This window comes from Ralstonia sp. NFACC01 (genome assembly GCF_900115545.1).
GTDB lineage: Bacteria > Pseudomonadota > Gammaproteobacteria > Burkholderiales > Burkholderiaceae > Ralstonia > Ralstonia mojiangensis.
Genome location: NZ_FOWV01000001.1, coordinates 210,707 through 237,204, shown reverse-complemented (window position 1 = coordinate 237,204; position 26,498 = coordinate 210,707). Strand labels below are relative to the sequence as shown.

Below are 26,498 nucleotides of genomic sequence, written 5' to 3'. Positions count from 1 at the left end.
AAAAACGGCTGGACATCGTCCAGCCGTTTTTCATAGCGAAAACCCCTCGCTTACTGCTGTTGCTGCTGCTGTTGCTGCGAGGCAGCGTCGCCAGCACCCGGTGCTTGCGGTGCAGCGGCCGGCACGTCACCCTCTTCAGCCTTGGCAGCCTTGATCGACAGACGCATGCGGCCCTTCTCGTCGGTGCTCAGCAGCTTCACGCGCACAGCCTGGCCTTCCTTCACATAGTCGGAAACCTGGTTCACGCGCTCGTTGGCGATTTCCGAGATGTGCAGCAGACCGTCCTTGCCCGGCAGAATGTTCACAATTGCGCCGAAATCCAGCAGTTTGAGCACGGTGCCGTTGTAGATCTTGCCCACTTCGGCTTCTGCCGTGATGCCCTCGATGCGGCGCTTGGCTTCTGCCATGCCTTCCGACGACGTCGACGCGATGGTGATCGTGCCGTCTTCCTGGATGTCGATCGTGCAGCCGGTTTCCTTGGTCAGCGCCTGGATGGTCGAACCACCCTTGCCGATTACGTCGCGGATCTTCTCCGGGTTGATCTTGACCGTGATCATGCGCGGAGCGTGTTCCGACAGTTCGGTACGTGCGCCGCCCATGGCAGCCTGCATCTTGCCCAGGATGTGCAGACGGCCTTCCTTGGCTTGTGCCAGTGCCACCTGCATGATTTCCTTGGTGATGCCTTGCACCTTGATGTCCATCTGCAGCGCGGTGATACCAGCGTCGGTACCAGCAACCTTGAAGTCCATGTCACCCAGGTGATCTTCATCACCCAGGATGTCGGTCAGCACAGCGAACTTGTTGCCTTCCAGGATCAGGCCCATGGCCACGCCAGCCACGTGCGCCTTGATGGGCACGCCAGCATCCATCAGCGACAGCGAGCCACCGCACACCGAAGCCATCGAGGACGAACCGTTCGACTCGGTGATTTCGGACACCAGACGGATCGTGTAAGCGAATTCGTCATCCTTCGGCAGCACCGGGATCAGCGCGCGCTTGGCCAGACGACCGTGGCCGACTTCGCGGCGCTTCGGGCTGCCCACGCGACCCGTTTCGCCCGTGGCGAACGGCGGCATGTTGTAGTGAAGCATGAAGCGGTCACGGTACTCGCCTTGCAGCGCATCGATGATCTGCTCGTCGCTCTTGGTGCCCAGAGTGGCCACCACCAGCGCTTGCGTTTCACCACGCGTGAACAGGGCCGAACCGTGCGCACGCGGCAGCACCGACGAACGGATCTCGATCGGGCGCACCGTGCGGGTGTCGCGGCCGTCGATACGCGGTTCGCCGTTCAGGATCTGGCCGCGCACGATCTTCGATTCGAGCTCGAACAGAATGTTGTCGACTTCCACGCCGTCGGCTTCCACGCCAGCTTCGGCCAGCTTGGCGGCGACCGACTTGTAGACTTCCTTCAGCTTCTGGCTGCGGGCCGACTTCTGGCGCAGTTGGTAAGCGGCTTGCAGATCGGCCAGGCCCAGCTCCGACACCTTGGCGGTCAGCGTTTCGTTCTTCGGAGCAGCTTGCCAATCCCACTCAGGCTTGCCGCCATCGCGCACCAGCTCGTGGATCGCGTTGATGGCGATCTGCATCTGCTCGTGGCCGTACACCACGGCGCCCAGCATGACTTCTTCCGACAGTTGCTGAGCTTCGGATTCGACCATCAGCACGGCACGCTCGGTACCGGCCACAACCAGATCCAGATCCGAGTGCGCCAGTTGCGCACGGTTCGGGTTCAGCAGGTATTGGCCATCCTTGTAACCCACGCGGGCAGCACCCACCGGGCCGTTGAACGGCAGACCCGACACAGCCAGCGCAGCCGAAGCAGCGACCAGCGCCGGGATATCGGCCGGCACTTCCGGGTTGATCGACAGCACGTGGATGACGACCTGGACTTCGTTGTAGAAGCCTTCCGGGAACAGCGGACGCAGCGGGCGATCGATCAGGCGCGAGGTCAGCGTTTCGTTTTCTGACGGACGGCCTTCACGCTTGAAGAAGCCACCCGGAATCTTGCCGGCAGCGTAGGTCTTCTCGAGGTAATCGACGGTCAGCGGGAAGAAGTCTTGACCCGGCTTCGGGTTCTTGGCGCCCACCACGGTAGCGAGCACGACGGTGTCGTCCATGTCGAGCAGCACAGCGCCGCTCGCCTGGCGGGCGATCTCACCCGTTTCCATGCGGACCTTATGGCCGCCCCACTGGAATTCTTTGACGATCTTGTTGAACATGTTTTCTCCTGTTCGGTATTCGCAGCACCGACGATTCAAAGTCGATTTCATTACGCCGCGACAAACACGTTCCGGAAGACGGTGCGGTTGCAGAGGTGTGTTTTATGCCATTCCAGCGCAGCGCTGGCACCAACGCCGCGCTGGAATGACACAAGGCCCCGCTCCCTGCCGCCTCCGGTCCATGGCAGCCGCTTCATCTTGAAGTGGCCGGCTGCCATCACTCACCGGTTGCCCGGTGCGGCCACAAACACGGCCGCCAAAAACAAAATGCCTGCATCAGCACGCTGACGCAGGCACTTTTCATCACGCGCAGTGCGTGATACCCACCATTACTTACGCAGACCCAGCTTCGCAACCAGCGCGGTGTAACGGTCAGCGTCCTTGCTCTTGAGGTAGTCCAGCAGACGGCGACGACGGCTCACCATGCGGAGCAGGCCGCGACGGCTGTGGTGATCCTTCATGTGCGCCTTGAAGTGCGGCTGCAGTTCGTTGATGCGGGCGGTCAGCAGTGCAACCTGCACTTCCGGGCTACCCGTGTCGTTGGCGCTGCGGCCGTTATCTTTGACGATGTCTTGCTTCTTGATGTCAGCGACGGACATTTTGATTCCTTTGACTTGCGGACACTGCAGCGCCTGAACAGCCGCCGTTGGTGCCGTGTTGAACAATGATCTTGCAGCCCCATCCCAAAGCGGTCTGGACAGCAAGACCGCGATTATAGCCCAGAACCCCGCCGTGACGACAGTTCTGTGTCACCGCTGCTCAGTGGCGCTCCATTTTGCACGTGGTCGGCAAAGCGGTTTGCGAAGCTGGAATCACTTTAAGCGTGCGAAAGCCGTAGCCTGAGCCCTCAATATCAAAGGGCACACCGGGCGTGCCCGCCCGCTCCATCTGCGTGACGATAAGCGGCTGGATGGCCTGGTGATCCTCGGCGCGCAGCGTGATGCGGTGGAAGCCGTTGTCGAGTGATGCGCCTTCCAGCGCACGTGCCACGGCCGCAGCTTCCGTAGAGCCGGCCCGCTCGATGGCCGCGGCCAGCATGGTCACCATCATCTGGTCGCGCAGTAGCGGGTAATCGTCGGCGGGCGCCGGGTAACGAGCGCGGAAGGCCGTGTAGAACGCATCGGACTTCACTCCACCCAGGTTCGGATGCCACTCCGCCACAGCCACCACACGACCGACGCCGGCTTCGCCCATCGCGCCTGGTGCGCCGAGCGAGTTGCCGTAGAACGTAAAGAAGCGCGCTTTTAGCCCGGCATCCCGTGCGGCCTTGACGAGCAGCGTCAGATCGTTACCCCAGTTGCCGGTGACGACCGTATCCGCACTCGATGCGGCGATGCGCGCCACATACGGCGCAAAATCTTTCACTTTACCGATCGGGTGCAGCACCTCACCAACGATCGCTATGTCCGGCCGCTTCTCGTTCAACTGCTGACGCGCCGATTGCGCCACTTGGCGACCGAACGTGTAGTCTTGCCCAATCAGGTAGACCTTTTTGATGGTCTTGTCCGCACGGATCACTTCGGTCAGCGCGTGCATGCGCATGTCGGCTGACGCATCGAAGCGGAAATGCCAGAAGCTGCACGCCTCGTTGGTCAGCGCCGGATCGACGGCAGCGTAATTCAGAAACAGCACCCGCGCGTCCGGATGACGATCGTTGTAGCGCGAAATCGACGTCGACAACGCCGCCGCGGCCGCTGAACTGTTGCCCTGCAGAACGAAACGGATACCCGCATCCGTTGCGGCCTGCAATTGCAGCAACGATTCGTCGACGGTGTTCTTGCTATCGAAGCGCACGAGCGCAAGCGGATGACGGCCATCGGGCAGCTTCACACCGCCGCGCGCATTGACGTTCTCAATGGCCATGCGCAGATTGCGATCCACAGCCTCGCCCGCATTGGCAAACGGGCCTGACAGCCCTTCAATCAGCGCCAGCCGGATTGGCGCGGCTTCAGGTTGGGCAGTTGCCCCGCCACACAATCCTACAGCCGCCAGCGCGGCCAAAAACCAACGAAACACCATGGCAAATCTCCGTGAACCGCGGATGGTAAAGCGCCGTTGCATGTCGGCACAAGCCAGCACCACTCGCATGGGCTCCTACACTGAAAGCCCCGGGAGAATCATTGTGAGCATTCGATCGATGTGGCGGAGCGCGACGCTCCTCGCTGTAGCGCTCATATCCATGTGCGCGTGTACCGTGCTGGCGCCCGTGCAAACGGGTGAAGCGCTGCTCGGCCAACCCGCTTCGGCCGTGGAAGCCCGCTTTGGCAAACCACCCGAACGGTATCCGCGTGCGGATGGCGGCACGCGCTGGCTATATCCGACGCAGCCCTATGGACAATTTACGTATGCCGCTGACTTCGATGCGAGCGGCAAGCTCATCTCGTTCCGGCAGATTCTGACCACGATGGATTTTGCGCAGATCCGCGTCGGCAAAGCGACGCAGAATGATGTGTTGCAGACGTTCGGCAAGCCGGAGGAGACCGCCTATTTCCGGCTGATGCATCGGCAGGTGTGGTCGTATCGCTTTAGGCACGAGGGCGTGTGGCCATCGCTAATGAACTTCTATTTCGATCGCGACGGCACTGTGCGCCTCACGCAGATCAGCCCAGACCCAATGTACGACCACGATCACGATGCCAGCCGGTAAGCCAGCGCTCAACGCCAGAACGGCAACATCCACGCGAGGCGCATCGCCTGGCGTGGACATTCGGGTCGGCTATGCCGTGGATCGCACAGACATCGCTCTCAAAGACGGCTGGCATGGCGCACGCTCCTGACGTGTCCGGTGCCGCCGCACCCGCTTCGCGTTCCGGTGGATAACCGGGTGCGCGCTCAGTGGTGATCGTGCTGGGGTCTGGGCTGACTCCTGCGTGTGTTGGTAGAACCCGCGATCAGATCTGCGGGTTGAGTTTTTCGCTGCTCTTGTCCTGTAGCTTGTTCAGCGCGGCAAGGTAAGCCTTGGCCGAAGCCGCGACGATGTCCGGATCGGTACCTACGCCGTTGACGATACGGCCCGACTTGGACAGCCGCACCGTCACTTCGCCCTGCGCCTGCGTGCCCGTCGTGATGGCGTTGACCGAATACAGCAACTGCTCGGCGCCGCTGGCGACCTGGCTCTCAATCGCATTGAGCGTGGCGTCAACCGGGCCATTGCCCTCCGCTTCGCCCGTCACTTCCTTGCCGTCTGCAACGAAGACGATGCGCGCGTGCGGACGCTCACCAGTTTCCGAACGTTGCGCCAGCGACACGAACCGGAAATGCTCGCCCTCGCTGTGCTGTGCTTCGTTCGAAACGATGGCGACGATGTCCTCGTCAAAGATCTCAGCCTTCTGATCAGCCAGTTCCTTGAAACGGGTGAAGGCCGCATTCAGCTCGGCTTCTGAATCGAGCTCAATGCCCAGCTCCTGCAGACGCTGCTTGAACGCATTGCGACCCGAGAGTTTGCCCAGGACGATCTTGTTGGCTGTCCAGCCCACGTCTTCGGCACGCATGATTTCGTATGTGTCGCGTGCCTTGAGCACGCCATCCTGGTGGATGCCCGAAGCGTGCGCAAACGCGTTGGCGCCCACGACCGCCTTGTTCGGCTGCACGACGAAACCGGTGATCTGCGAAACCAGCTTGGACGCCGGCACGATCTGCGTGGTATCAACACCGACGTCGAGATTGAAGTAGTCGCGACGCGTCTTCACTGCCATCACCACCTCTTCGAGGCTGGTGTTGCCGGCACGCTCACCCAGGCCGTTGATCGTGCATTCGATCTGGCGTGCCCCGCCCAGTTTGACAGCGGCCAGGGAGTTGGCGACCGCCATGCCCAGGTCGTTATGGCAGTGCACCGACCAGACCGCCTTGTCGGAATTCGGGATGCGCTCGCGCACCGAGCGGATCAGCGCGGCATAACCTTCCGGCACCGCGTAGCCCACCGTATCTGGCAGGTTGATGGTCGTGGCACCCTCGGCGATCACGCCTTCCAAGACGCGGCACAGGAAATCCATGTCGGAGCGGCTACCATCTTCCGGCGAGAATTCGATGTCGTCGGTGAATTGGCGCGCGAAGCGCACCGCTAGGCGCGCCTGCTCGTACACCTGATCCGGCGACATGCGCAGCTTCTTCTCCATGTGCAACGCCGACGTGGCGATGAACGTATGGATACGGAACTGGCCGGCCGGCTTGAGCGCCTCCGCAGCGCGGGAGATATCGCGATCGTTCGCACGGGCCAGCGAGCAAATGCGCGAATCCTTGACCGACTGCGCAATCGCGCGGATCGCCTCGAAGTCACCATTGGAGCTGGCCGCGAAGCCGGCTTCGATCACGTCCACCTTGAGCCGCTCAAGCTGCTTGGCAATGCGGATCTTCTCTTCCTTGGTCATCGACGCCCCAGGGGACTGTTCGCCGTCGCGCAAGGTGGTATCGAAAATGATGAGTTTGTCGCTCATGGCGGCTCCTTGGTGGGGGTGACGTTTTTGGCGTCGGTCTTAGTGGGTGTCTCGAATGTTTTTTTGCGGCGCAGAATGCAAAACGCCCCGGCGTGCATGGTTGCAGGCCGGGGCGCTGGGGATTCTGGTTCGCGAAAACTTGGCGGTTTCTGCTTGCCTTGTCTTGCGATTTCCTATGCGCGTGTCCCGACCTGACGACCTAGTAGGCCATCAATCGAGACTAGCGTAATCAGAATGGAAATCGGGCGCGAAAGCATGCGAATGACTATAGACGAATTCAAAAATCGGCGCAAGCGCACATTGGTGCAGCGCATCGGTCACTCATGTGCGTCGCCGGACGCCTGTTTCGGCAAGCGCGGGCTCCCTTGTTGCCCATGCAGAGCACGCCAGCCCCAGAGCAGATAGCCCGATACCGCGTAACCAACAAACAGGCCGAAAAGCGCGACTGGCGGATCGCTCGATATCACAACGAACAGCACCAGGACGAGCACCATCACGCCAAATGGCACGCGGTGACGAACGTCGAGCGCCTTGCCGCTGTAGAACGGCGCGTTCGACACCATCGAGAGCCCCGCATATAGCGTCAGCCCGAAGGCCACCCACGGCATCCACAGTTCTTTGACCGGCAGCTTGTTGTCGATCGCCAGCCAGACAAAACCCGCGATGAGCGCTGCGGCTGCCGGGCTCGGCATGCCTTGGAAGAAGCGCTTGTCGACCGACCCGATGTTCGTATTGAAGCGCGCGAGGCGCAGCGCAGCGCCAGCGCAATACACGAACGCCGCAAGCCAACCCCACTTGCCCAGGTCGCGCAGAATCCATTCGTACATGACCAATGCCGGCGCAACGCCAAATGACACCATGTCCGACAGCGAATCGTATTGCTCGCCGAACGCGCTTTGCGTATTGGTGATGCGAGCGACACGGCCGTCCATGCCGTCGAGCACCATCGCCGCGAAGATGGCGATGGCAGCCGTCTCAAAGTTCAGGTTCATCGCCTGCACGATGGCGAAGAAGCCGGCGAAGAGCGCCGCGGTCGTGAACGCGTTGGGCAACAGATAGATGCCGCGACGGCGCGGACGCACGATCTCAAGATCGTCGTCATCCGAACGCGGCTGATTGTGCCGCAGCGGACGCAAGTGCGTCACGTTGCCGGCGGTAAAACGCTTCTTGCGTCGGTTGAACGCGGGCATGGCGGCCTCCGGATCAGTCCAGCTCTGCAAGCACCGTAAGCGTGGCGGATACTTTCTCGCCGATGGTCACGCGCGGGCGCGCCGTCAGCGGCAGGTACACGTCAACGCGCGAGCCAAAGCGGATGAAGCCATAACGCTGGCCACGCGTGAGCGCTTCGCCTGCCTTGGTATAGCAAAGGATGCGCCGCGCGATCAATCCGGCCACCTGCACCGAAGTGACGAGCTGGCCATCAGCGCGGCGTAGCACAATGGCGTTGCGCTCGTTTTCGAGCGACGCCTTGTCCAGGTCCGCATTGACGAACTTGCCCGGGAAGTACTGCACCTGCTGCACAGTGCCGTCGACCGGCGCACGGTTCGAGTGCACGTTGAACACATTCATGAACACGCTGATCTTCAGCGAGTCGCGATCGGCATACGGGTCACGCACCTGCTCGACGGCGACGATGCGACCATCAGCCGGCGACAGAATCGCATTGGCCTGCGTTGGCACGACGCGGGCCGGATCTCGAAAAAACTGCAGCACAAACAGCGTCAGCACCCAGAACGGCCAAGCCCAGCCGAAGCCGGCGGCGGCCTGCACGATGAGCGTGACGATGAAAATCCCGCCCAGGTACGGCCAACCCTCGCGGGCAATGATGGGATGCGGATACGTGTTGTTCAAATCAGACCTCGACAGCGTCTTGAAGGAAATGCGGCATTCTAGCCGACACGGAGCCGCGCCAGCACTTGAAACAATGTTTGGCGCCCTGGAATCAGCATAAAAAAAAGCCAGCCCGAAGGCCGGCTTTCTTGCACAGGATGCAACCGATCAGTTCTTCGTCTGGTCAACCAGCTTGTTCTTGGCAATCCAGGGCATCATCGCGCGCAGCTTGGCGCCAACTTGCTCGATCTGGTGCTCTTCGGTCAGGCGGCGGCGCGAGATCAGCGTCGGCTGGCCTGCCTTGTACTCCAGCAGGAAGCTCTTGGCGTATTCGCCGGTCTGGATGTCCTTCAGGCATTGCTTCATGGCCTTCTTGGTCTCTTCCGTCACGACGCGCGGGCCAGTGACGTACTCGCCGTATTCGGCGTTGTTCGAGATCGAGTAGTTCATGTTGGCGATGCCGCCTTCATAGATCAGGTCGACGATCAGCTTCAGCTCGTGCAGGCACTCGAAGTACGCCATTTCCGGAGCGTAACCAGCTTCGACCAGCGTCTCGAAACCAGCCTTGATCAGTTCGACGGTACCGCCGCACAGCACGGCCTGTTCGCCGAACAGGTCGGTTTCGGTTTCTTCGCGGAAGTTCGTCTCAATGATGCCGGCACGGCCGCCGCCGTTGGCGGTAGCGTACGACAGAGCGATATCACGCGCAGCGCCCGACTTGTCCTGGTGCACGGCAATCAGATGCGGCACGCCGCCGCCTTGCGTGTACGTGCCACGCACGGTGTGGCCCGGAGCCTTCGGGGCGATCATGATGACGTCCAGGTCGGCGCGCGGGATCACGGCACCGTAGTGCACGTTGAAACCGTGGGCGAATGCCAGTGCGGCGCCCTGCTTGATGTTGCCGTGCACTTCGTTCTTGTACACGTCGGCGATCTGCTCGTCCGGCAGCAGGATCATGACAACGTCGGCTTCCTTCACAGCTTCGGCCACTTCCTTGACCTGCAGGCCGGCGTTGACGGCCTTGTTCCACGACGCGCCGTTCTTGCGCAGACCGACCGTCACCTTCACACCCGAGTCGTTCAGGTTCAGGGCGTGGGCGTGGCCTTGCGAGCCGTAGCCGATGATGGTGACGTTCTTGCCCTTGATCAGGGAGAGGTCGGCGTCCTTGTCGTAAAACACTTTCATGGTGATGTCCTAATTTTCAAATATCGATGGAGTCCGGCAGCACGCACGCGCCGGTTCAAACCTTCAGAATGCGCTCGCCGCGGCCGATGCCCGAGCCGCCCGTACGGACGGTCTCAAGAATGGCAGTGCGATCGATGGCATCGAGAAACGCGTCGAGCTTGCTGCCGTTGCCGGTCAGCTCGATCGTGTAGGTCTTCTCGGTCACGTCGATGATGCGGCCGCGGAAGATGTCCGCGGTACGCTTCATCTCCTCGCGTTCCTTGCCGACTGCGCGCACCTTCACGAGCATCAGCTCGCGCTCGATGTGCGCACCCTCGGTCAGGTCGACGACCTTGACGACTTCCACCAGGCGGTTCAGGTGCTTGGTGATCTGCTCGATGATGTCGTCAGAGCCGGTCGTGACGATCGTCATGCGCGACAGCGAAGCGTCTTCAGTCGGGGCGACCGTCAGCGTCTCGATGTTATAGCCGCGTGCAGAGAACAGGCCGACCACGCGTGACAACGCGCCCGGTTCGTTTTCCAGCAGGACGGAAATGATGTGGCGCATTAGAGGTCCTCCGCGCCGAGCAGCATTTCAGAAATACCCTTGCCTGCCTGGACCATCGGCCAGACGTTTTCTGTCGGGTCGGTCTGGAAGTCGAGGAACACGGTGCGGTCCTTGAGTCGGAAGGCTTCGCGCAACGCGGGTTCGACGTCGGACGTCTTCTCGATGCGCATGCCAACGTGGCCATACGATTCGGCCAGCTTCACGAAGTCAGGCAGCGCTTGCATGTAGGAATGCGAGTAACGGTTGTCGTACTCGATTTCCTGCCACTGGCGCACCATGCCCAGATAGCCGTTGTTGAGCGAGCAGATTTTCACCGGCGTGTCGTACTGCAGGCACGTCGACAGCTCCTGGATGCACATCTGGATCGAGCCCTCACCGGTGATGGTGACGACCTCCTTGTCCGGGAATGCCTTCTTGATGCCCATTGCGTACGGCAAGCCCACGCCCATCGTGCCGAGCCCGCCGGAGTTGATCCAGCGGCGCGGCTCGTTGAACTTGTAGAACTGCGCGGCCCACATCTGGTGCTGACCGACGTCGGAGCAGACGAAGGCGTCACCATTGGTCAGTTCCCAGATTTTCTCGACCACGTACTGGGGCTTGATGATCTCGGACGTGCGGTCGTACTTCAGGCAATCGACGCTGCGCCACTGTTCGATCTGTTCCCACCACTTGGCCAGCGCCGCCTTGTTGGGCTTGGCTTCGCCAGATTGGATCTGGGCGATCATTTCTTGCAGCACGTCCTTGACGTTGCCGACGATGGGGATGTCGACCTTCACGCGCTTGGAGATGGACGACGGATCGATGTCGATGTGGATGATCTTGCGCGGCTGCGACGAGAAGTGTGCCGGGCTGCCAATCACGCGATCATCAAAACGCGCGCCGATGGCAATCAGAACGTCACAGTTCTGCATTGCCATATTGGCTTCGTACGTGCCGTGCATGCCCAGCATGCCTACGAACTGCTTGCTGGTACCCGGGAAAGCGCCCAGACCCATCAGCGTGTTCGTCACGGGATAACCCGTCAGCGCAGCCAGTTGGCGCAGTTCTTCGCTGGCCTCGGCAAGTACAACGCCGCCACCCGAATAGATGTACGGACGCTCGGCCTGCAGCAGCAGACTTACCGCCTTGCGGATCTGGCCCGAATGGCCCTTGTTGACCGGGCTGTACGAGCGCATCTCGATGGTCTTCGGATACTCGTACTTGCAAAGTTCACGCGAGACATCCTTGGGGATATCCACCACTACCGGGCCCGGACGGCCCGTTGCGGCGATGTAGAACGCCTTCTTGATGGTCGAGGCGAGATTGCGCACGTCCTTGACCAGGAAGTTGTGCTTGACGATCGGGCGGGTAATGCCGACGGTGTCGCACTCCTGGAAGGCATCCTGGCCGATGGCGTGCGTTGGCACGTTGCCAGTGATGATCACCATCGGGATCGAATCCAGGTAAGCGGTGGCGATGCCGGTCACGGCATTGGTCACGCCCGGGCCGGAGGTCACCAGGGCGACACCGACCTTGCCCGTGGCACGCGCATAGCCGTCAGCCGCATGGACTGCCGCCTGTTCATGGCGCACCAGGATGTGTTCGATCTTGTTTTGCTTGTAGAACGCGTCGTAGATATAGAGCACCGCGCCGCCGGGGTAACCCCAGACGAACTCGACGCCCTCTGCCGCGAGCGCATTGACGAGGATGTCAGCCCCCATCATGTCGGCAGATGAACCGCTATTGGCGTGGGAAAATTCCGCGCTTGGCATATTCATGTCAGTCCTTTGCAATTTTCGGCAAAAAATTGTTTGGATGCTCTCTACCGGGCTTGTGGCGCGGATTTGAGCGGTGCGCGTCTGCATGGATGGTCCGCCTGATGGGCGGCCAGATGAGACAAACCACAGATGTTGTGAACCGGGGATAATACTGCAATGCCGCATGGCGGTCCAGCACCGGCGCGATTCCCAGCTCTTGGCGGCCCGCCCGGCAGTCGGGCTGTCCGTAGAGCCGCATTTTTGCTAGCATCGCAACATTTTTCACGGCCAAGGCCGTTGACGCCACGCGGCGTGATCATCACATCTTGAGTATGTGAATTTTCGCGCGGCTGCCTCACAGGATTCGCACCCGCCGTTGTATGGCCTCTGAACAGGAATTGTCGGCCTTTCTTCTAAGCGTCGAGAAACGCGCCTTCAAGCAGGCGGTCTTCGCGGTGCGCGACGACGATGCCGCGCTCGACGTCGTGCAGGACGCCATGATCAAGCTGGCCGAGAAATACGGCGACAAGCCAAGCGCCGAGCTGCCTCTGCTGTTTCAGCGCATTCTGCAGAACACGATTCACGACTGGTTTCGCCGCTCCAAGGTACGCAACACGTGGGTGAGCCTGTTCTCAAGCTTTCGCACGGACGCTGAGGGTGACGACACGGACCCGCTTGAACTCATAGAAAGCGAAGCCGGCACCACAGCGGCGGAGAGCAGCGCCGACAAAGTCGAGCGCTCGCAGATGCTGGAAATCCTGGAGCGCGAAATTGAGAAGCTGCCCACGCGTCAACGGGAGGCCTTCCTGATGCGTTACTGGGAGGACATGGATGTTGCCGAGACAGCTCAGGCGATGGGCTGTTCCGAGGGCAGCGTAAAAACGCACTGCTCGCGGGCAACACACGCCCTGGCCCAAGCGCTGCGGGCGCGAGGGATCCGACTATGAACAAGGTAGAACTCCGAGAACGCCGTTTTGTGCATGCCGTCCGAACCGCTCTGAACGAGTCGGCAGGACAGTTGCCGCCCGACGTGCGCGACCGCCTTGCAGCGGCGCGCCGGACGGCGCTTGCGCACAAGAAAGCGGAAGTGCCGAGCACGGTGCGCTCGCCTGCCTTGGCAATGCCGGGCGTCGGCTCGGTGTCCTTCGACACGGAAGGCGAAGCACCGTCGCCGCTGCAGCGCGCCGCCGCAGTCCTGCGCCGCCTTGGCCTGTTGTGGCCGACCATCGCGCTGGTGGCGGGGCTCGCGGGCATCTATCAGTGGCAACAGCAGCAACGCGTGGACGAACTCGCCGAGGTCGACGCCGCGATGCTGCTCGACGATCTGCCGCTGGCCGCTTACGCCGATCAAGGCTTCCATCAGTACCTCAAGCACGATCAGTGAAAGGCTGATCGATGAGCAACTTCCAGCACACCCACGGCCAATCACCGCGAGGCGCAAAGACCGTGTGCCTACGCGCCAGCATCGTTGCGTTGGTCGGCGCAGCCGGTCTGATGGCGGGACTTGCGATCGCGCAGGTTCCTACCGCTTCGGCACCTGCCGCGGCACCGGCCGTGACAGTCAATGCGCCGGTTGATCTGCCGACACCGCCCGCGACCAATCCGCTGCCCGCTGTCCACCCGAACTGGGCCGAATTGACCATCGTGCAGCAGCGCATCTTCGCGCCGCTGGCGCCGGAATGGAATGGCCTGCCGGAACTGGCCCGCAAAAAATGGCTGCAGATCGCCCGGGCGTATCCGAAGTACACACCGGCTCAGCAGCAGCGCCTGCAAACGCGCATGGCGGATTGGGTCAAGCTCACCCCGGAGCAACGTCACCGCGCGCGTGAAAATTTCCAGACCACCAAGTCGCTCCCGGTGCAGAAGAAGAGCGAGGCTTGGCAGAGTTACCAGCAGCTGACGGAAGAGCAGAAAAAAGCGCTGGCGGCCGCGGCCAAGGCGCAAAAGCACCCGTCTGCAGTGACGGCGCTGCCGGGCGGCGCAGGCTTGGCGAAAGACGCGGCCAAATCGATCCATCACGGTGCGCGCACCAAGCCCGGCACGACCAAATCGACGCCGACGGGCAAGCCGACCGCCACCGCATCCGCACCGGCCGCAACTCCCGCGCCCGAATCCGCCACTGCCGCACCTGCACCTGCAAGCGCGCCAGTCACTCCCGCGCACCCCGTTGCACCGCCCACCACCAGCGGCGGGGAATCGGGCAATCCGCCGCCCTCCACGGTGCTGGGCGGCTGAGGCCGGCAAACCGTTTGGCATAATTCGAACCACGTGCCGCGCGACCCTGTGCGCCGGCACATGATGGACTGCGCCGACGGCGCTCACACTCTGTTCGATGGCCACCTCCGTTTCCTCTCCTTCCCCCGCTGCGGCGCCTGATCCGCGTGCTGCACCCACGCTGCGCCGCCGTCTTGCTGCGATGCTCTACGAGGGCCTGCTGCTGTTTGGCGTGATGTTTGGCGCCACGGCTGTCTTTCTGCTGCTGCGCCTGATCGTGCCACCGCTGGCGCGCACAGGCGATGTAGGGCTGCAGGTGTGGGGTTTTCTGGCACTTGGTCTGTACTTCGTCTGGTTTTGGCGCAAACGCGGCCAGACGCTAGCGATGCAGACCTGGCGCATGCGCGTAGTCAACGCCGATGGATCACGTATTTCGTTGGGCCGCGCCGTTGCGCGCTATGTGCTGGCGTGGGTATGGGTGGTCGCGGCAGTCGGCGTGATCCACCTGAGCGGGGCGTCCCGTTGGGCCGGCGCGGGAGTCGCTTTGGCGTGCCTGCTGGCCTGGGGCGCGCTGGCGTGGCTCGATCCGCAGCGCCAATTCCTGCACGATCGCCTGGCCGGCACCCGGCTGGTGCGCGACTGATCGGCTGCACGCTCGGCGGCGACCTCCACCATGACGCGCGCCGATCTTCCCTCCTCCCCTGTTCCCTTCGCCTCCCTGACCGCGGCCACAGCGCGCCGCATTGCCGTGGTGCTGCAATATGCGGCGACGCTAGCGGTTGGCTGGGCGGCACATCGGTGGGGCAGATGGAGTTGGCCGGCGGCGAGTGGGCTCGCGGGCGTGGCGTTGGTGCTCGGGTATCTCGTTTCGATCGGGTGGGCGTTCCTGGTGTCGCTGAAGAGCCTGGGCACGGCGGTACCGGACGACCCCATGTGGGACCGCATGCCCGTGCCGTGCGAACAGCGCGTCGGCATCGCCGGCTTTATCGCATGCTGGTTCCGCGAGTGCGTATCCGTCGCTTGGATGTTCAACGTGCTGCAACCCTTCCAGGCGCATGCCACGTTCGATGCGCCCGCCGATGAGGGCAAGCGCGTGCCTGTGCTGATGATTCACGGCTACGGGTGCAATCGCGCCGTGTGGCTGCCGATGCAGCGCCATTTGGCCGCCGCCGGACACCCGACCGATGCCATCGATCTCATGCCGCTGCTGGGCGATATCGACGACTACGCCCGCGACATTGCGGCCGCCGTCGCGCGCCTGACGCGCATGCATGGCCGTGCGCCCGTCCTGCTCTGCCACAGCATGGGTGGGCTCGCCGCCCGAGCTCTGCTGCGCCAATCGGAGCCCTGCCTTGTTGCCCACGTCATCACACTCGGCACGCCGCATCGGGGCACGGCAATGGCGCGGACGGGACGCGGTCACAACGTGCGCCAGATGGCCTGGGCGAGCCCTTGGCTGCGCCAGCTTGCCGCGTCCGAAACGCCAGCCGTGCGAGCGCGCATCACGTCGATTTTTTCGTGGCACGACTCCATCGTCGGCCCGGCTGGTGCCTCCTGCCTGCAAGGCGCGCGTCACATCTCGTTCGCGGGCATCGGCCATGTGTCGCTGCTATGCGACGCACGCGTGCGCGACGCTGTGCTGACGGAACTCGCACACATTGAAGGCATCTCCGCGATCCCATCAGCCTGAAATGCGCGCCCGGCGCAGGTCTTGGGCGCACGCCTGCCCCTTTCTCGGCAATCACGTCATGTGACGGTCATGTTTCTGACACGGCTTTTTCATGCAGCGATGGCGAAATCCGTCCAACGCAGCCTCTGTTGCCGACATGGTCCTGCCAAATCTGCCATCGCGCCCTGGTTTCCTCCGCCGCCTCGCGCAACGCTTTCGCGCTGCTCCCCTCACCGGTTCCGACTGGAACGCTCCACCGCCGCTGATGCAAATGGCCGCCGGACTCGCCGCCGCGGGTGCGCTGGGCTCGGCTGTACCGGCAGGTCGGGGCGATGTGCGCGAACACGAAGCACCGGTCGCCACGCCGGCGTCGACGTTGGCGCCCGATCGATCGGCCGACACCGACGCTGACCCGCCCGCCGAGAAAATCCAGCGCTACCGCACGATCTGGCTGTCGGACATCCACCTCGGCACGCCGGGCTGCCAGGCCGACTACCTGCTCGACTTTCTCAAGCACCACGAATCGGACACGCTGTACCTGGTGGGCGACATCGTTGACGGCTGGCAACTGCGCAAGGGCTGGTACTGGCCGCAGGCACACAACGATGTGGTGCAGAAGGTGCTGCGCCGCGCGCGCAAAGGCACACGCGTCGTCTTCATCCCGGGCAACCACGACGAGATGGCGCGCCAGTTCCACGGGCTGAACTTTGGCGATATCGAAGTCGCTGAAGACGCGGTGCACGTGACGGCCACGGGCAAGCGCCTGTGGGTCGTGCACGGCGACCTGTTCGACGGCGTGATGCAGCATGCGCGCTGGCTTGCCTACGTCGGCGACTCGCTCTACACGTTCATCCTGGCGATGAACCGGCACTTCAACCGGATCCGCGTGCGGCTTGGTTTTCCGTACTGGTCTTTGTCGCAATACCTCAAGCATCAGGTCAAGAACGCGGTCAATTTCATCAATTCGTTCGAGCGCGTGATGACGGATGAAGCGCGCCGCCGCGGCTGCGACGGCGTGGTCTGCGGGCATATCCACAAAGCCGAGATCCGCGAGATCGACGGCCAGCTTTACTGCAACGACGGCGACTGGGTGGAAAGCCTTTCTGCCCTGGTCGAAACCATGGAAGGCGAACTGCAGATCGTCTACTGGACGCATCTGCTCGATGCGCCGCGCACCTCCCGCCGCGCACGCCGTGCCGCTGCGGCCGCCGCCTGATGGAAGCCTCTATGACCCACACCAGCATCGACCTCGTGCAGCCCATTGCCGCCCAACCTACCCCCCAAGGAGAGCCCGTGAAAGTCATGATCGTCACCGATGCCTGGGAACCGCAGGTCAACGGCGTCGTCCGTACCCTCACCCAGACGCGTCGCGAGCTGGAGGCCATGGGGCACATTGTCGACATGATCACGCCGCTGGAATTCAAGACGGTGCCGTGCCCGACGTATCCGGAAATCCGCCTGTCGATCCTGCCGGCCAAGCGCGTGCGCGAGCGCATCGAGAAGTTCGCCCCGCAGGCGCTGCACATCGCCACCGAAGGCCCGCTGGGCCTGGCCGCACGCGCCTATGCGCTGCGCCACAAGCTGCCCTATACGACTGCGTACCACACCCGTTTTCCGGAGTATGTGCAGGCGCGCTTCGGCATTCCGCTGGCGTGGACGTATCGCTTTCTGCGCTGGTTCCACAGCCCTGCGCAGGCCGTGATGGCGCCGACGCCCGTGGTGCTTAAAGACCTTGCCGACTACGGCATCACCAACGGCGTGCTGTGGACGCGCGGCGTCGATCTGGACATCTTCACCGCCCAGCGCAGCAACGTGCTCAACACGGCGCACCCGATCTTCCTGTATGTCGGCCGTGTGGCCGTGGAGAAGAACGTCGAAGCTTTCCTGGAGCTGGATCTGCCGGGGTCCAAGTGGGTGGTCGGTGAGGGCCCCGCGCTGGCCGGGTTGAAAGCGAAGTACCCGAATGCCAGCTACCTCGGCGTGCTCAAGCAGCCGGAGCTGGCCAAGGTGTATGCCTCGGCCGATGTGTTCGTCTTCCCGAGCCGCACCGACACGTTCGGCTTGGTATTGCTGGAAGCACTTGCCAGCGGCCTGCCGGTGGCAGCGTATCCGGTGACGGGCCCGATCGACGTGCTGGGCGATTCACCGGCCGGTGCGTTGCGCGAAGACCTGCGGGAAGCCTGCCTTGAAGCGCTGCGCATCGACCGCGTCACGGCGCGTGCGCACGCCGAGAAGTTCTCGTGGCGCGCCGCCTCCGAACAGTTCCTCGCACACCTGCGCCCGATGCCGGCCGCACAAGCCGACAACACCAAGGCCGCCGAGCCGTCCACCGCCGCGGGTGCCTGAGCCTTGCGTTCCATGAAGCCCACCACCCCGCCAGATCAGCGACTGGAAAATCCGCCCGCACCGCCTGCAGCTGGGGCGTACTCGCCAGCAGACAACCCGCATAAAGGCAATCGCGGCATCACGCGGGCGTGGTTTGCGCTCAAGAACTCCATCAGCGGCATCCGCTTCGCCATCGACGAGGAAAGCGCGTTCCGCCAGGAATTGACGCTGTGCGCGATCCTGCTACCGTGCGCGTTCGTCATTCCCGCCACGGTGGTCGAGCGCATTCTGATGCTGGGCACGCTGGTCCTGGTGCTCATCGTCGAGCTGCTCAATTCGAGCGTGGAAGCGGCGGTCGACCGCATCTCGCTCGAGCAGCACGGGCTTTCCAAGCGTGCCAAGGATTTCGGCAGCGCGGCCGTCATGCTGGCTCTGCTGCTGTGCGTGGGAACGTGGGTAGCGATCGCCTGGCCGTGGGTGGCGTCGCTGTTGCATTAGGAACACCAGCGAAAAGCCGGCGACAACGTTTGGCAATGTCTGCCCCGCAGCGTGTGGGGGTCGTTGCACAAGCACGATCTCTTATAATCCGGGCACCAATACGCCACGGAGACAGGGCCACCGGCCTTGGCAGTCAATGGAAACCAAGCAGCATTCCACCGGCCCGCGCCGCACGCGCGATCGCATCCTCGAAGTGTCGCTGCGCCTGTTCAACGAACTGGGCGAGCCCAACGTCACCACCACGACGATCGCCGAAGAGCTGGAGATCAGCCCGGGCAACCTGTACTACCACTTCCGCAACAAGGACGACATCATCAACTCGATCTTCGTGCAGTTCGAGCAGGAGATCGCGCGTCGCCTGAAGCTGCCGGACGACCACAAGGCCACACTCGACGAGACGTGGGGCTACCTGCAGTACATGTCGGAGTTCCTGTGGAACTACCGCTTCCTGTACCGCGACATCAACGATCTGCTCGCGCGCAACCGCATGCTTGAATTGAACTTCAAGCGCATCGTCGAGCAAAAGCGCCACTTCGCTATGGACATCTGCCACCAGTTCATCGAAGACGGCGAGATGGAAGCCACGGCCGAGCAAGTCGACGTCATCTGCACCAACATCGTGGTGATCGCCACTTACTGGCTGTCGTTCCAGTTTGTGCAGCACCCACGCCAGTACAACGACCAGAACGCGATCCGTGACCACCTGCACGGCGCGAGCTACCACATCCTGTCGATCCTCGCGCCTTACCTGCGCGGCAAGCCGCGGCGGGCGTTTGATTTGCTGGCGGTGAGCCGCAGCAACGATCCGCCCATCGGCAAGCCCAGCAACAACACTACTGCTCAATGAAATCGATCTGCGTCTATTGCGGTTCCAGCCCGGGCGAGCGCCCGGAATATAAAGCCAGCGCCATCGCGCTGGGCAACGAGATGGTCAAGCGCGACCTGACGCTCGTCTACGGCGGCGGCAACGTTGGCTTGATGGGCATAGTGGCCGACGCCGTGCTGCAAGGCGGCACCCCGGTGATCGGCATCATCCCGAAATCGCTCGTGCGCAAGGAGGTCGGGCATAAAGACCTGACCGAGCTGCACATCGTCGACAGCATGCACCAGCGCAAGCAAATGATGGCTGACCGTGCAGATGCCTTCATCGCCATGCCCGGCGGCGTCGGGACGTACGAAGAACTCTTCGAGACCTTCACGTGGCTGCAGCTCGGCTATCACAACAAGCCGATCGGCCTGCTGAACGTGGCGGGCTTCTACGACAAGCTCCTCGCCTTCATCGACCACGCCGTGCAGGAAGGCTTCCTCAAGCGCCACCACGCTGACCTGCTGCACGTGAGCGACGACCCCGCCGCGTTGATCGACATGCTGGCGCGTGCGCCGCGCGAGACCGTCGACAAGTGGTCGGAACGTCGCGAGCGCACGTAGGGCGACATGCAAGACTCGTTGCTTACGATGGCGCTGTACGCGTCCCTGGTGCTGATCATGCCGGGGCCGACGAACACGCTGCTGCTCTCGTCCGGCCTCAAGGTGGGCGTGCGGCGGACGAGCCCGCTCATTGCTGCTGAGGCGCTGGGCTATGTCACTTCAATCTCGCTGTGGGGATTCTTTCTGACCGCGCTGTCGGTCAGTCAGCCGTGGCTGGTAGCCGTCGTCAAGCTGCTGAATTCCGTGTACATCCTCTACTTGGCCGCAAAGATCTGGCGACAAAGCGGGGCGCTGCAGCACGTTGCGGCGAATCCTGTCAGCTTGCGCGACATGTTCGTCACCACGTTGATGAACCCGAAGGCGCTGCTGTTTGCAAGCACGCTCTTTCCGCTCGCAGCATTCCAGTCCGCAGCCAATTTTGGGCGGACCATCGCCACGTTCCTGGTTGTCTTGGTGCCCATTGCCATCGGCTGGTCGTATCTGGGCATGCTGCTCACGGCACGGCGCACGTGGGCGTCTCACACGCCCAAACTGTTGCGCGGCGCAGCGCTGGTACTGCTCACCTTCTCGGGAACGCTGATGTATTCGGTGCTGAGCCGTTGAGCGGAAAGGCGCCGTTGGCCTAAAACGACGACCCTGGCTGGGTCAGAAACGCAACTTCCTCGGGTGTGGAAACGCGCCCGAGGGCTTCGTTGCGATGTGGAAAACGCCCGAAGCGCGCCACGATCTCGCGGTGCTTCTCCGCCCAGATGAGCGGGTCCGCATCGCCTTCCTGATCGCGCAGGCGTGTGTAGAGGCGAATCGATTCGTTCTGCGCAGACATCGCCTCGCTGTGCTCGAAAGGCAGGTAGCAGAACACACGGTGATGGCGCGTCGGCAATTGCGCATCCCACCCTGCGGCCACGACGATCTGCGCGGTGTGCAACGCTGCCGCGTCGCTCGCAAAAGCGCGCGCACTGCCGCGAAACATGTTGCGCGAGAACTGATCTAGCACGACGATGCGCGCGATGGCTTCGAGCGGCGTATCCATCCAGGTGTCGGCGTCGCCCGTGGAAAGCGCTTCCCACAACGGCAAGAAGCGCGCGCGGATCTCGGCATCGAACGCGTCGGATTTGGTGAACCACTCCGGCCGTGCGTCGACCAGCGGCGCGTTGCCGAACCAGAACGCGAGCACGTCGTCGGCGGTGGGCAAACCGATCATCGGGGTCTCCTCAAATTTATTCTTGAAGGTGCGCTTTAGCGCGGCACCTTAGCGCTGCACGTTCCGCATCCAGTCGGCGGTCTGCCAGAAGGCCTGCATCAAGCGCATCTGCAGTGCTTCGTCCAAGCCGATGTCTTGCATGGCGAGTGCCATGCAGCGCATCCACTGATCACGCTCCTGCGTGCCGATCTCGAACGGCATATGGCGCGCGCGCAAGCGCGGATGGCCAAAGCGCTCGATGAAATGATTCGGGCCGCCCAGCCAGCCGCACAGGAACCAGAACAGCTTGTCGCGCGATCCATCCAGACTTTGCGGGTGCAGCGAGCGCAGCACGGCAAACTCAGGCTCCAGATCCATCTGGTCGTAGAAACGGTCAACGAGTTCGCGCACACGCGCTTCGCCGCCAATGAGGTCAAACGCCAGGGGTTCCTGGCCGGAAGTTGCGTCAGTCATACAGCGTCAGTCACATCAAAAAATTCGGGCGTCGTCATGCGTCACGAAGCGTTGCCATGGCCGGGCGACGCAGCACGTCGCGCAAGCCCAGCCAGCCGCCGATGAAGGCGCACGCCATGCCGCTCACGATGCCCACCGGCAGGATCGCCGGGTTGAAACGATACGGAAAATCGAACACGTGCGCCGAGAGCACCCAGCCGATGGCGATTGCGCCCACGCCGGCCATCAGCCCGGCCAGGCCGCCAACGATCAGCACTTCTGCATATTGCGTCTGGCGTACCACCCCGGAGCCCGCGCCAAGCGCGCGCAGCACGCCGGCGTCGCGCAAGCGCTCGTCGCGCGAGCCGGAGAGCGCGGCATAGAGGACCAGCACACCCGCCGCCAACGTAAAGACGAAGAGGAATTCCACCGCCGCCGTTACCTGATCCAGCACGCCCTGCACCTGCTGCAAGATCAGTTCGGTATCGACCACCGTGAGGTTCGGAAACTCACGCACGAGCTTGGCCGGCAGATCGGCCTGCCCGGCGGGAATGCGGAACGCGGTTACGTACGTCTGCGGCATGTCGTGCAGCGCCACGGGCGGCAGGATCACGAAGAAATTCACGCGCATCGAGCTCCAGTCGAGCTTGCGCAATGACGTGATGGGCGCATCCACCGTCTGCCCGGCGATGTCGAAACGCAGTACGTCGCCCAGGTGCAGGTTGAGCGTCTTGGCGATGCCCTCTTCCACTGAGGCCTCAGGCTTCTGCCCGCTGAACCATTGGCCGGAAACGATGCGATTTTCAGGCGGCTGCCCGGTTGCGTACGACAGGTTGAATTCGCGTTCGACCAGATTGCGGGCGCGCGATTCGGCATAGGTCTGGCGATCGATCACCTGGCCATTCACTTGCGTCAGGCGCCCCCGCACCATCGGGTAGAGCTTCGGATCCGCCACGCCAGCTTGGGCGAGCGCCTGCGCCACCGCCTGCATCTGGTCAGGCTGGATATTGATGATGAAACGGTTGGGCGCATCGGCCGGAGTGGCGTTGTGCCAGGAGCGGATCAGGTCATTGCGCGTCATGGCAAGCAACAGCAGCGCCATCAACCCGACGGCAAGCGCCACGGTTTGCAGCACGCTTACGCCACGACGGCGCTCCAGTACGGCCAGCGCAAAGCGCCAACCCACGCCGAGCGCACGACCACGTCCCAGCGACACCGCCAGCGCGCGCAATCCGCCTGCAGCCAGGAGCGCAAATACGACGATGGCGCCGGCAAACCCGGCGGCCGTCAGCGCGCCGAGCTTCACGTCGCGCGCCGATACCACGAGCAGCGCAAAGAACGCTGCCGCTCCTAGCGCATAGCCAATCCACGCGGCAACGGCGCGCTCCGCCACATCGCGCCGCAGCACGCGCAGCGGTGCGACGCGCACGAGGCTCAGCAACGGCGGCACGGCAAAACCAATGAGCAGCACCAGCCCCGCCGTTACACCCACGACCGCAGGCCAGATGGATGGCGCGGGCAATGTCACCGTGACCAGGTCGCCGAGCGACGCCAGCAATAACCAGTGCGCGCCATAACCCAGCCCCACGCCGACGGCCGAACCCAGCACGCCGATCAGCAAGAACTCCAGCGCGAACGTGCCGAGAATCTGTCCCTGCTTGAGACCCAGGCATTTGATGACGGCCACCGCATCCGTATGCCGCGCGGTGTAACGGCGCGCGGCCATGGTGATTGCCACGGCGGCAATCATCGCGGCCAGCAAGGCGACGAGCGAGAGAAAGCGCTCAGCGCGGTCCAGCGTTTCGCGCATCTGCGGCTGGCCGTTTTGCAACGATTCAACGCGCACGCCACGCAGCTGGCGCGTTTTCGCTTCGTTCTCGGCCCAGGTGTGGAACGCGTTGGCAGCGGCGTCAGGGCCCGCCACCAGCAAGCGATACGTGACCCGGCTGCCGTAGGTGACTAGGCCCGTCGAACCCAGGTCCGACATCGGCAGCATCACCCGAGGGGCGAAATTCATGAAGCCGGCGCCGCGATCGAGTTCCTGGGTGATGACATGGGCGACCTTGAAGGTACGCGTGCCCAGGCGCATCGCATCGCCCACGCGAATGCCGAGCGCTTCGAGCAGCGGTGCGTCCACCCACACCGTGCCTGCAGCAGGAATGCCCTGGATGGGTGCGCCCACGGTATCGCGCCCGTCATCGCTCACTTTGAGGGTGCCGCGCAGCGGGTAACCCACGTCGACGGCCTTGATGGCGGCGAGTTGCGATACCGGTTCGCCCGAGGCGCCCGTGGTCAACGTGCTCGCCATGCTGGGGAAGGTGGCGGTGTGCGTGACCTGCAGGCCGCTCGCACGCGCATGTGTCTCGATGTCGGGCGGCAGCGGCTGGTCGGACACGACAAGCACATCCGCACCGATCAACTGGCGCGCGTCGCGCTCCAGGCCGGCGTGCATGCGATCGGCGAGGAAACTGACCGACGCCAGCGCGGCCACAGCCAGCACCAGCGCGACGAGCAGAAGGTTCAGTTCACCGGCGCGCCAGTCGCGGCGCAGCATGCGCAGGGCTTGGGTCCAGACGGAGAAACGTGACATGGGGGGAACATGGACGAGGCGCGCAATGGCGCAAACCCCGCCATGTTCGCACGACTTCAGCGGGCCAGCGCGCGGGCCTCGTCGGCGTGCCAGGGCAGCGCCTGCTCCGCGGTCAGCAGCGAAACGTGCTCGGTCGGCCGGTAGCCGGCGAGATGGCCCAGACCTTCGCGGAAGGCCGGCTGCCCGATGCGCTCGATCAGCTCGCGCACCCATGGCGACAGCGCGTCATTGCGGCGCACCGCCAGGTAGTACGTTTCGCGCGTCAGCGGCACAAAATGCAGGCCATGGGCTTCTGCGCCAGGGCGCAGGCCGAAGCCGACGTCCGCGCGCCCTTCCTGCACGGCCACGGCGATCTTATCGCTAGAGAATTCCTGCTCGTCATACCCGTTGATCTGATCGGGATACAGCCCGGCCGCCACCAACAACTGATCGAACAGCAAACGCGTGCCCGAACTGCGCTGGCGATTGATGAAGCGCGCCTGCGTGCGCGCAAGATCGCCCAATGACTGCACCCGCCCGGCCCATTCGCCCGACATCATCAACCCCTGCTCGCGATCGGCCAGGGCGATCAGGCGCACGGCGGTCGGTCGCAACCACTTACGCAAGGTCTGGTGCGCGATCGAGCCTGCACCCTGCTGCGGTGCCACATAGAAGCCGGCTACCTCGCATTGCTTTTCCTGCAGGCAGATCAGCCCTTCAACAGCGCTGCAGAACACGGTATCGATGTGGGCGCCGTGGCTTTGTCGCGCGAACGTCTCGGCCAGCACTTCCACGGCCGGGTCGTGGCTGCCCGAGAAACGGATGCGCGCCTGCGACTGGGATGCATCTTCCAGCTCGGAGAGGAACTGCCCCATGGCTTGGTGCAGCGCCGGATCGAGTTGCTCACGCAGGCGCATCTCGGCGCGCAGCATGCGCTCACCAAAGAGCGTGAGCGACGCCCCCCGGCCGCGCTCCATGTCGAGCAGCGAGCGGCCAAGCATCTCTTCCCACGACCGCATCACCCCCCAGGCATGCCGGTACGACAACCCCACCTGTTTGGCCGCGCGGTGCAGCGACCCCGTCTCGCGCACCGCCCGCAGCAACTGAAACACCTTGCCGTTGGCACGCGGGTTGTCGTCCGGCCCCACTACCGGAAACACTTCGAACTGGAATGTCATTATGTTTATGGTTTCCTATTTACTTCTGCCGTGACCCGGGAGAACAATCCTGCTCATCCCCGGGGGGCGGGCACATCGTGGCCGCTGTCCGCCCCGACGTTGCCGCCATCATGCAGCATCCGACATAAAGCGTCCACGCCTTCCCGCCAACCCCACAACATGCCCGGATTGTCCCTAACCCTTCGGCTGCCCGCTGTCATCTGTATGACACTCGCGGTCGCCACCGCTGCATATGCTGGCGATCTCCGCATGGCTACCACCACCAGCACAGAAAATTCAGGCCTACTGAAAGTCCTGCTACCGAAGTTCGAAGCAGCCACCGGCATCCATGTGCACGTGATTGCCGTTGGCACCGGCAAGGCAGTCAAGCTGGGGGAATCGGGGGATGTGGACGTAGTGCTCGTTCACGCGCGCCCACTGGAAGACGCCTTCGTCGCCTCGGGCGGCGGCATCGACCGCCGCGACGTGATGTACAACGATTTCATCCTCGTGGGCCCTGAGGCAGACCCCGCCCGCGTGCGCGGCCAGAGGAACGTCATCCAAGGGATGGAGACCATCGCCGCGGCAGGCGAAAAAGCCGGCGCCAAGTTCATCTCGCGCGGTGACAACTCCGGCACCGACGTCATGGAAAAGGCTTACTGGAAGACGGCCAACATCGACCCGAAAGGCAGGCCGTGGTACGTCAGCGCGGGGCTCGGAATGGGCGAAGTGCTGAACATGGCCGCGCAGATGAACGCCTACACGCTCTCGGACCGCGCAACCTACGGCGCCTACCGCGCCAAGACGGGTCTCGACATCGTGCTGGCCGGTGACCCGCGCATGTTCAATCCCTACGGCATCATCGCGGTCAACCCGAAGAAATACCCCAGCGTCAACTACACCGATGCGACCAAGTTGATCGAATGGATCACGTCAACGGCCGGTCAGCAGGTGATCGCGGACTTCAAGGTCAACGGGGAACAGGTGTTTTTCCCTGATTACGGGAAGGCCGTCGCAAGCGGAAAGTAACGCCGCCCGGCGGCATGGCAACGCAG

Annotated in this window: 26 protein-coding genes; 13 read left to right on the top strand and 13 right to left on the bottom strand. The window is 63.1% G+C overall.

Annotated elements, in window-relative coordinates; all coding sequences use genetic code 11:
• Window positions 1-50: 50 nt before the first annotated feature.
• The 3 genes from pnp to BM136_RS01055 all read right to left on the bottom strand — a co-directional run bounded on the left by pnp (window position 51) and on the right by BM136_RS01055 (window position 4,238).
• Window positions 51-2,219, bottom strand: a complete 2,169-nt coding sequence (pnp, locus tag BM136_RS01065) for a polyribonucleotide nucleotidyltransferase (protein ID WP_092969555.1) — start codon at window positions 2,217-2,219, stop codon at window positions 51-53.
• A gap of 329 nt (window positions 2,220-2,548) precedes the next feature.
• Window positions 2,549-2,818 (bottom strand): 30S ribosomal protein S15, encoded by a 270-nt coding sequence (gene rpsO, locus BM136_RS01060; protein ID WP_012436069.1) that lies wholly within the window; start codon window positions 2,816-2,818, stop codon window positions 2,549-2,551.
• Window positions 2,819-2,978: 160 nt separating this feature from the next.
• A complete protein-coding gene (locus BM136_RS01055; protein ID WP_092969553.1) occupies window positions 2,979-4,238 on the bottom strand; it encodes a branched-chain amino acid ABC transporter substrate-binding protein in 1,260 nt (419 codons plus the stop codon).
• Window positions 4,239-4,398: 160 nt separating this feature from the next.
• Here BM136_RS01055 and BM136_RS01050 point away from each other — a divergent pair, with 160 nt between their 5' ends.
• Window positions 4,399-4,866, top strand: a complete 468-nt coding sequence (locus BM136_RS01050; RefSeq protein ID WP_254775591.1) for a hypothetical protein — start codon at window positions 4,399-4,401, stop codon at window positions 4,864-4,866.
• 244 nt (window positions 4,867-5,110) lie between these two features.
• On the opposite strand, the gene BM136_RS01045 is transcribed toward BM136_RS01050, so the two are convergent.
• From BM136_RS01045 to BM136_RS01020, 6 genes are all read right to left on the bottom strand, one after another.
• On the bottom strand, window positions 5,111-6,652 hold the full coding sequence (locus BM136_RS01045; protein WP_092969551.1) for a 2-isopropylmalate synthase: 1,542 nt from the start codon (window positions 6,650-6,652) through the stop codon (window positions 5,111-5,113).
• Between the two features lie 317 nt (window positions 6,653-6,969).
• On the bottom strand, window positions 6,970-7,842 hold the full coding sequence (gene pssA, locus BM136_RS01040; protein ID WP_024975283.1) for a CDP-diacylglycerol--serine O-phosphatidyltransferase: 873 nt from the start codon (window positions 7,840-7,842) through the stop codon (window positions 6,970-6,972).
• Window positions 7,843-7,855: 13 nt separating this feature from the next.
• Window positions 7,856-8,503: a phosphatidylserine decarboxylase gene (locus BM136_RS01035; RefSeq protein ID WP_092969549.1), complete on the bottom strand. Its 648-nt coding sequence runs from the start codon at window positions 8,501-8,503 to the stop codon at window positions 7,856-7,858.
• A gap of 147 nt (window positions 8,504-8,650) precedes the next feature.
• On the bottom strand, window positions 8,651-9,667 hold the full coding sequence (gene ilvC, locus BM136_RS01030) for a ketol-acid reductoisomerase (RefSeq protein ID WP_004630832.1): 1,017 nt from the start codon (window positions 9,665-9,667) through the stop codon (window positions 8,651-8,653).
• Window positions 9,668-9,722: 55 nt separating this feature from the next.
• Window positions 9,723-10,214 (bottom strand): acetolactate synthase small subunit, encoded by a 492-nt coding sequence (gene ilvN / locus BM136_RS01025; protein WP_004630835.1) that lies wholly within the window; start codon window positions 10,212-10,214, stop codon window positions 9,723-9,725.
• The gene (locus BM136_RS01020; protein ID WP_092969547.1) at window positions 10,214-11,971 is read right to left on the bottom strand and encodes an acetolactate synthase 3 catalytic subunit; all 1,758 of its coding nucleotides are present in this window, start codon (window positions 11,969-11,971) and stop codon (window positions 10,214-10,216) included. Before BM136_RS01020 ends, ilvN begins: the two co-directional genes overlap by 1 nt.
• A 359-nt stretch (window positions 11,972-12,330) precedes the next feature.
• On the opposite strand from BM136_RS01020, the gene BM136_RS01015 reads away from it, so the two are divergent.
• The 11 genes from BM136_RS01015 (at window position 12,331) to BM136_RS00965 (ending at window position 20,687) form a co-directional block, all read left to right on the top strand.
• The gene (locus BM136_RS01015; RefSeq protein WP_092969545.1) at window positions 12,331-12,897 is read left to right on the top strand and encodes an RNA polymerase sigma factor; all 567 of its coding nucleotides are present in this window, start codon (window positions 12,331-12,333) and stop codon (window positions 12,895-12,897) included.
• Window positions 12,894-13,334, top strand: coding sequence for a DUF3619 family protein (locus BM136_RS01010; RefSeq protein ID WP_092969543.1), 441 nt, complete (start codon window positions 12,894-12,896; stop codon window positions 13,332-13,334). The genes BM136_RS01015 and BM136_RS01010 overlap by 4 nt, the downstream gene beginning before the upstream one ends.
• Before the next feature lie 11 nt (window positions 13,335-13,345).
• Window positions 13,346-14,185: a DUF3106 domain-containing protein gene (locus BM136_RS01005; protein WP_092969541.1), complete on the top strand. Its 840-nt coding sequence runs from the start codon at window positions 13,346-13,348 to the stop codon at window positions 14,183-14,185.
• Between the two features lie 97 nt (window positions 14,186-14,282).
• The gene (locus BM136_RS01000; protein ID WP_092969539.1) at window positions 14,283-14,807 is read left to right on the top strand and encodes an RDD family protein; all 525 of its coding nucleotides are present in this window, start codon (window positions 14,283-14,285) and stop codon (window positions 14,805-14,807) included.
• Between the two features lie 30 nt (window positions 14,808-14,837).
• Window positions 14,838-15,854 carry an alpha/beta fold hydrolase gene (locus BM136_RS00995; RefSeq protein WP_092969537.1) on the top strand — a complete coding sequence of 339 codons (1,017 nt, stop codon included), beginning with the start codon at window positions 14,838-14,840 and terminating at the stop codon, window positions 15,852-15,854.
• 244 nt (window positions 15,855-16,098) lie between these two features.
• Window positions 16,099-17,049, top strand: coding sequence for a UDP-2,3-diacylglucosamine diphosphatase (locus tag BM136_RS00990; RefSeq protein WP_092970681.1), 951 nt, complete (start codon window positions 16,099-16,101; stop codon window positions 17,047-17,049).
• A gap of 86 nt (window positions 17,050-17,135) precedes the next feature.
• Window positions 17,136-18,179: a glycosyltransferase family 4 protein gene (locus tag BM136_RS00985; RefSeq protein WP_175537073.1), complete on the top strand. Its 1,044-nt coding sequence runs from the start codon at window positions 17,136-17,138 to the stop codon at window positions 18,177-18,179.
• Between the two features lie 12 nt (window positions 18,180-18,191).
• A complete protein-coding gene (locus BM136_RS00980; protein WP_092969535.1) occupies window positions 18,192-18,656 on the top strand; it encodes a diacylglycerol kinase in 465 nt (154 codons plus the stop codon).
• 136 nt (window positions 18,657-18,792) lie between these two features.
• Complete coding sequence (locus tag BM136_RS00975; protein ID WP_092969533.1) at window positions 18,793-19,503, top strand: TetR/AcrR family transcriptional regulator; 711 nt, start codon at window positions 18,793-18,795, stop codon at window positions 19,501-19,503.
• Window positions 19,500-20,084 carry an LOG family protein gene (locus BM136_RS00970; RefSeq protein WP_092969531.1) on the top strand — a complete coding sequence of 195 codons (585 nt, stop codon included), beginning with the start codon at window positions 19,500-19,502 and terminating at the stop codon, window positions 20,082-20,084. Before BM136_RS00975 ends, BM136_RS00970 begins: the two co-directional genes overlap by 4 nt.
• Window positions 20,085-20,090: 6 nt before the next feature.
• Complete coding sequence (locus BM136_RS00965; protein WP_092969529.1) at window positions 20,091-20,687, top strand: LysE family translocator; 597 nt, start codon at window positions 20,091-20,093, stop codon at window positions 20,685-20,687.
• 19 nt (window positions 20,688-20,706) lie between these two features.
• Here BM136_RS00965 and BM136_RS00960 read toward each other — a convergent pair whose 3' ends face one another.
• From BM136_RS00960 to BM136_RS00945, 4 genes are read right to left on the bottom strand one after another with little or no spacing between them, the layout of a single operon-like run.
• A complete protein-coding gene (locus tag BM136_RS00960) occupies window positions 20,707-21,285 on the bottom strand; it encodes a DUF924 family protein (RefSeq protein ID WP_092969527.1) in 579 nt (192 codons plus the stop codon).
• A 48-nt stretch (window positions 21,286-21,333) separates the two neighbouring features.
• Complete coding sequence (locus BM136_RS00955; protein ID WP_092969525.1) at window positions 21,334-21,738, bottom strand: group II truncated hemoglobin; 405 nt, start codon at window positions 21,736-21,738, stop codon at window positions 21,334-21,336.
• A 34-nt stretch (window positions 21,739-21,772) separates the two neighbouring features.
• A complete protein-coding gene (locus BM136_RS00950; protein ID WP_092969523.1) occupies window positions 21,773-24,307 on the bottom strand; it encodes an ABC transporter permease in 2,535 nt (844 codons plus the stop codon).
• A gap of 56 nt (window positions 24,308-24,363) precedes the next feature.
• Entirely contained in the window at window positions 24,364-25,464 is a 1,101-nt protein-coding gene (locus BM136_RS00945; protein WP_092969521.1) for a substrate-binding domain-containing protein, read from the bottom strand.
• Between the two features lie 159 nt (window positions 25,465-25,623).
• Here BM136_RS00945 and BM136_RS00940 point away from each other — a divergent pair, with 159 nt between their 5' ends.
• Window positions 25,624-26,472, top strand: a complete 849-nt coding sequence (locus tag BM136_RS00940; RefSeq protein ID WP_092969518.1) for an ABC transporter substrate-binding protein — start codon at window positions 25,624-25,626, stop codon at window positions 26,470-26,472.
• Window positions 26,473-26,498 lie beyond the last annotated feature (26 nt).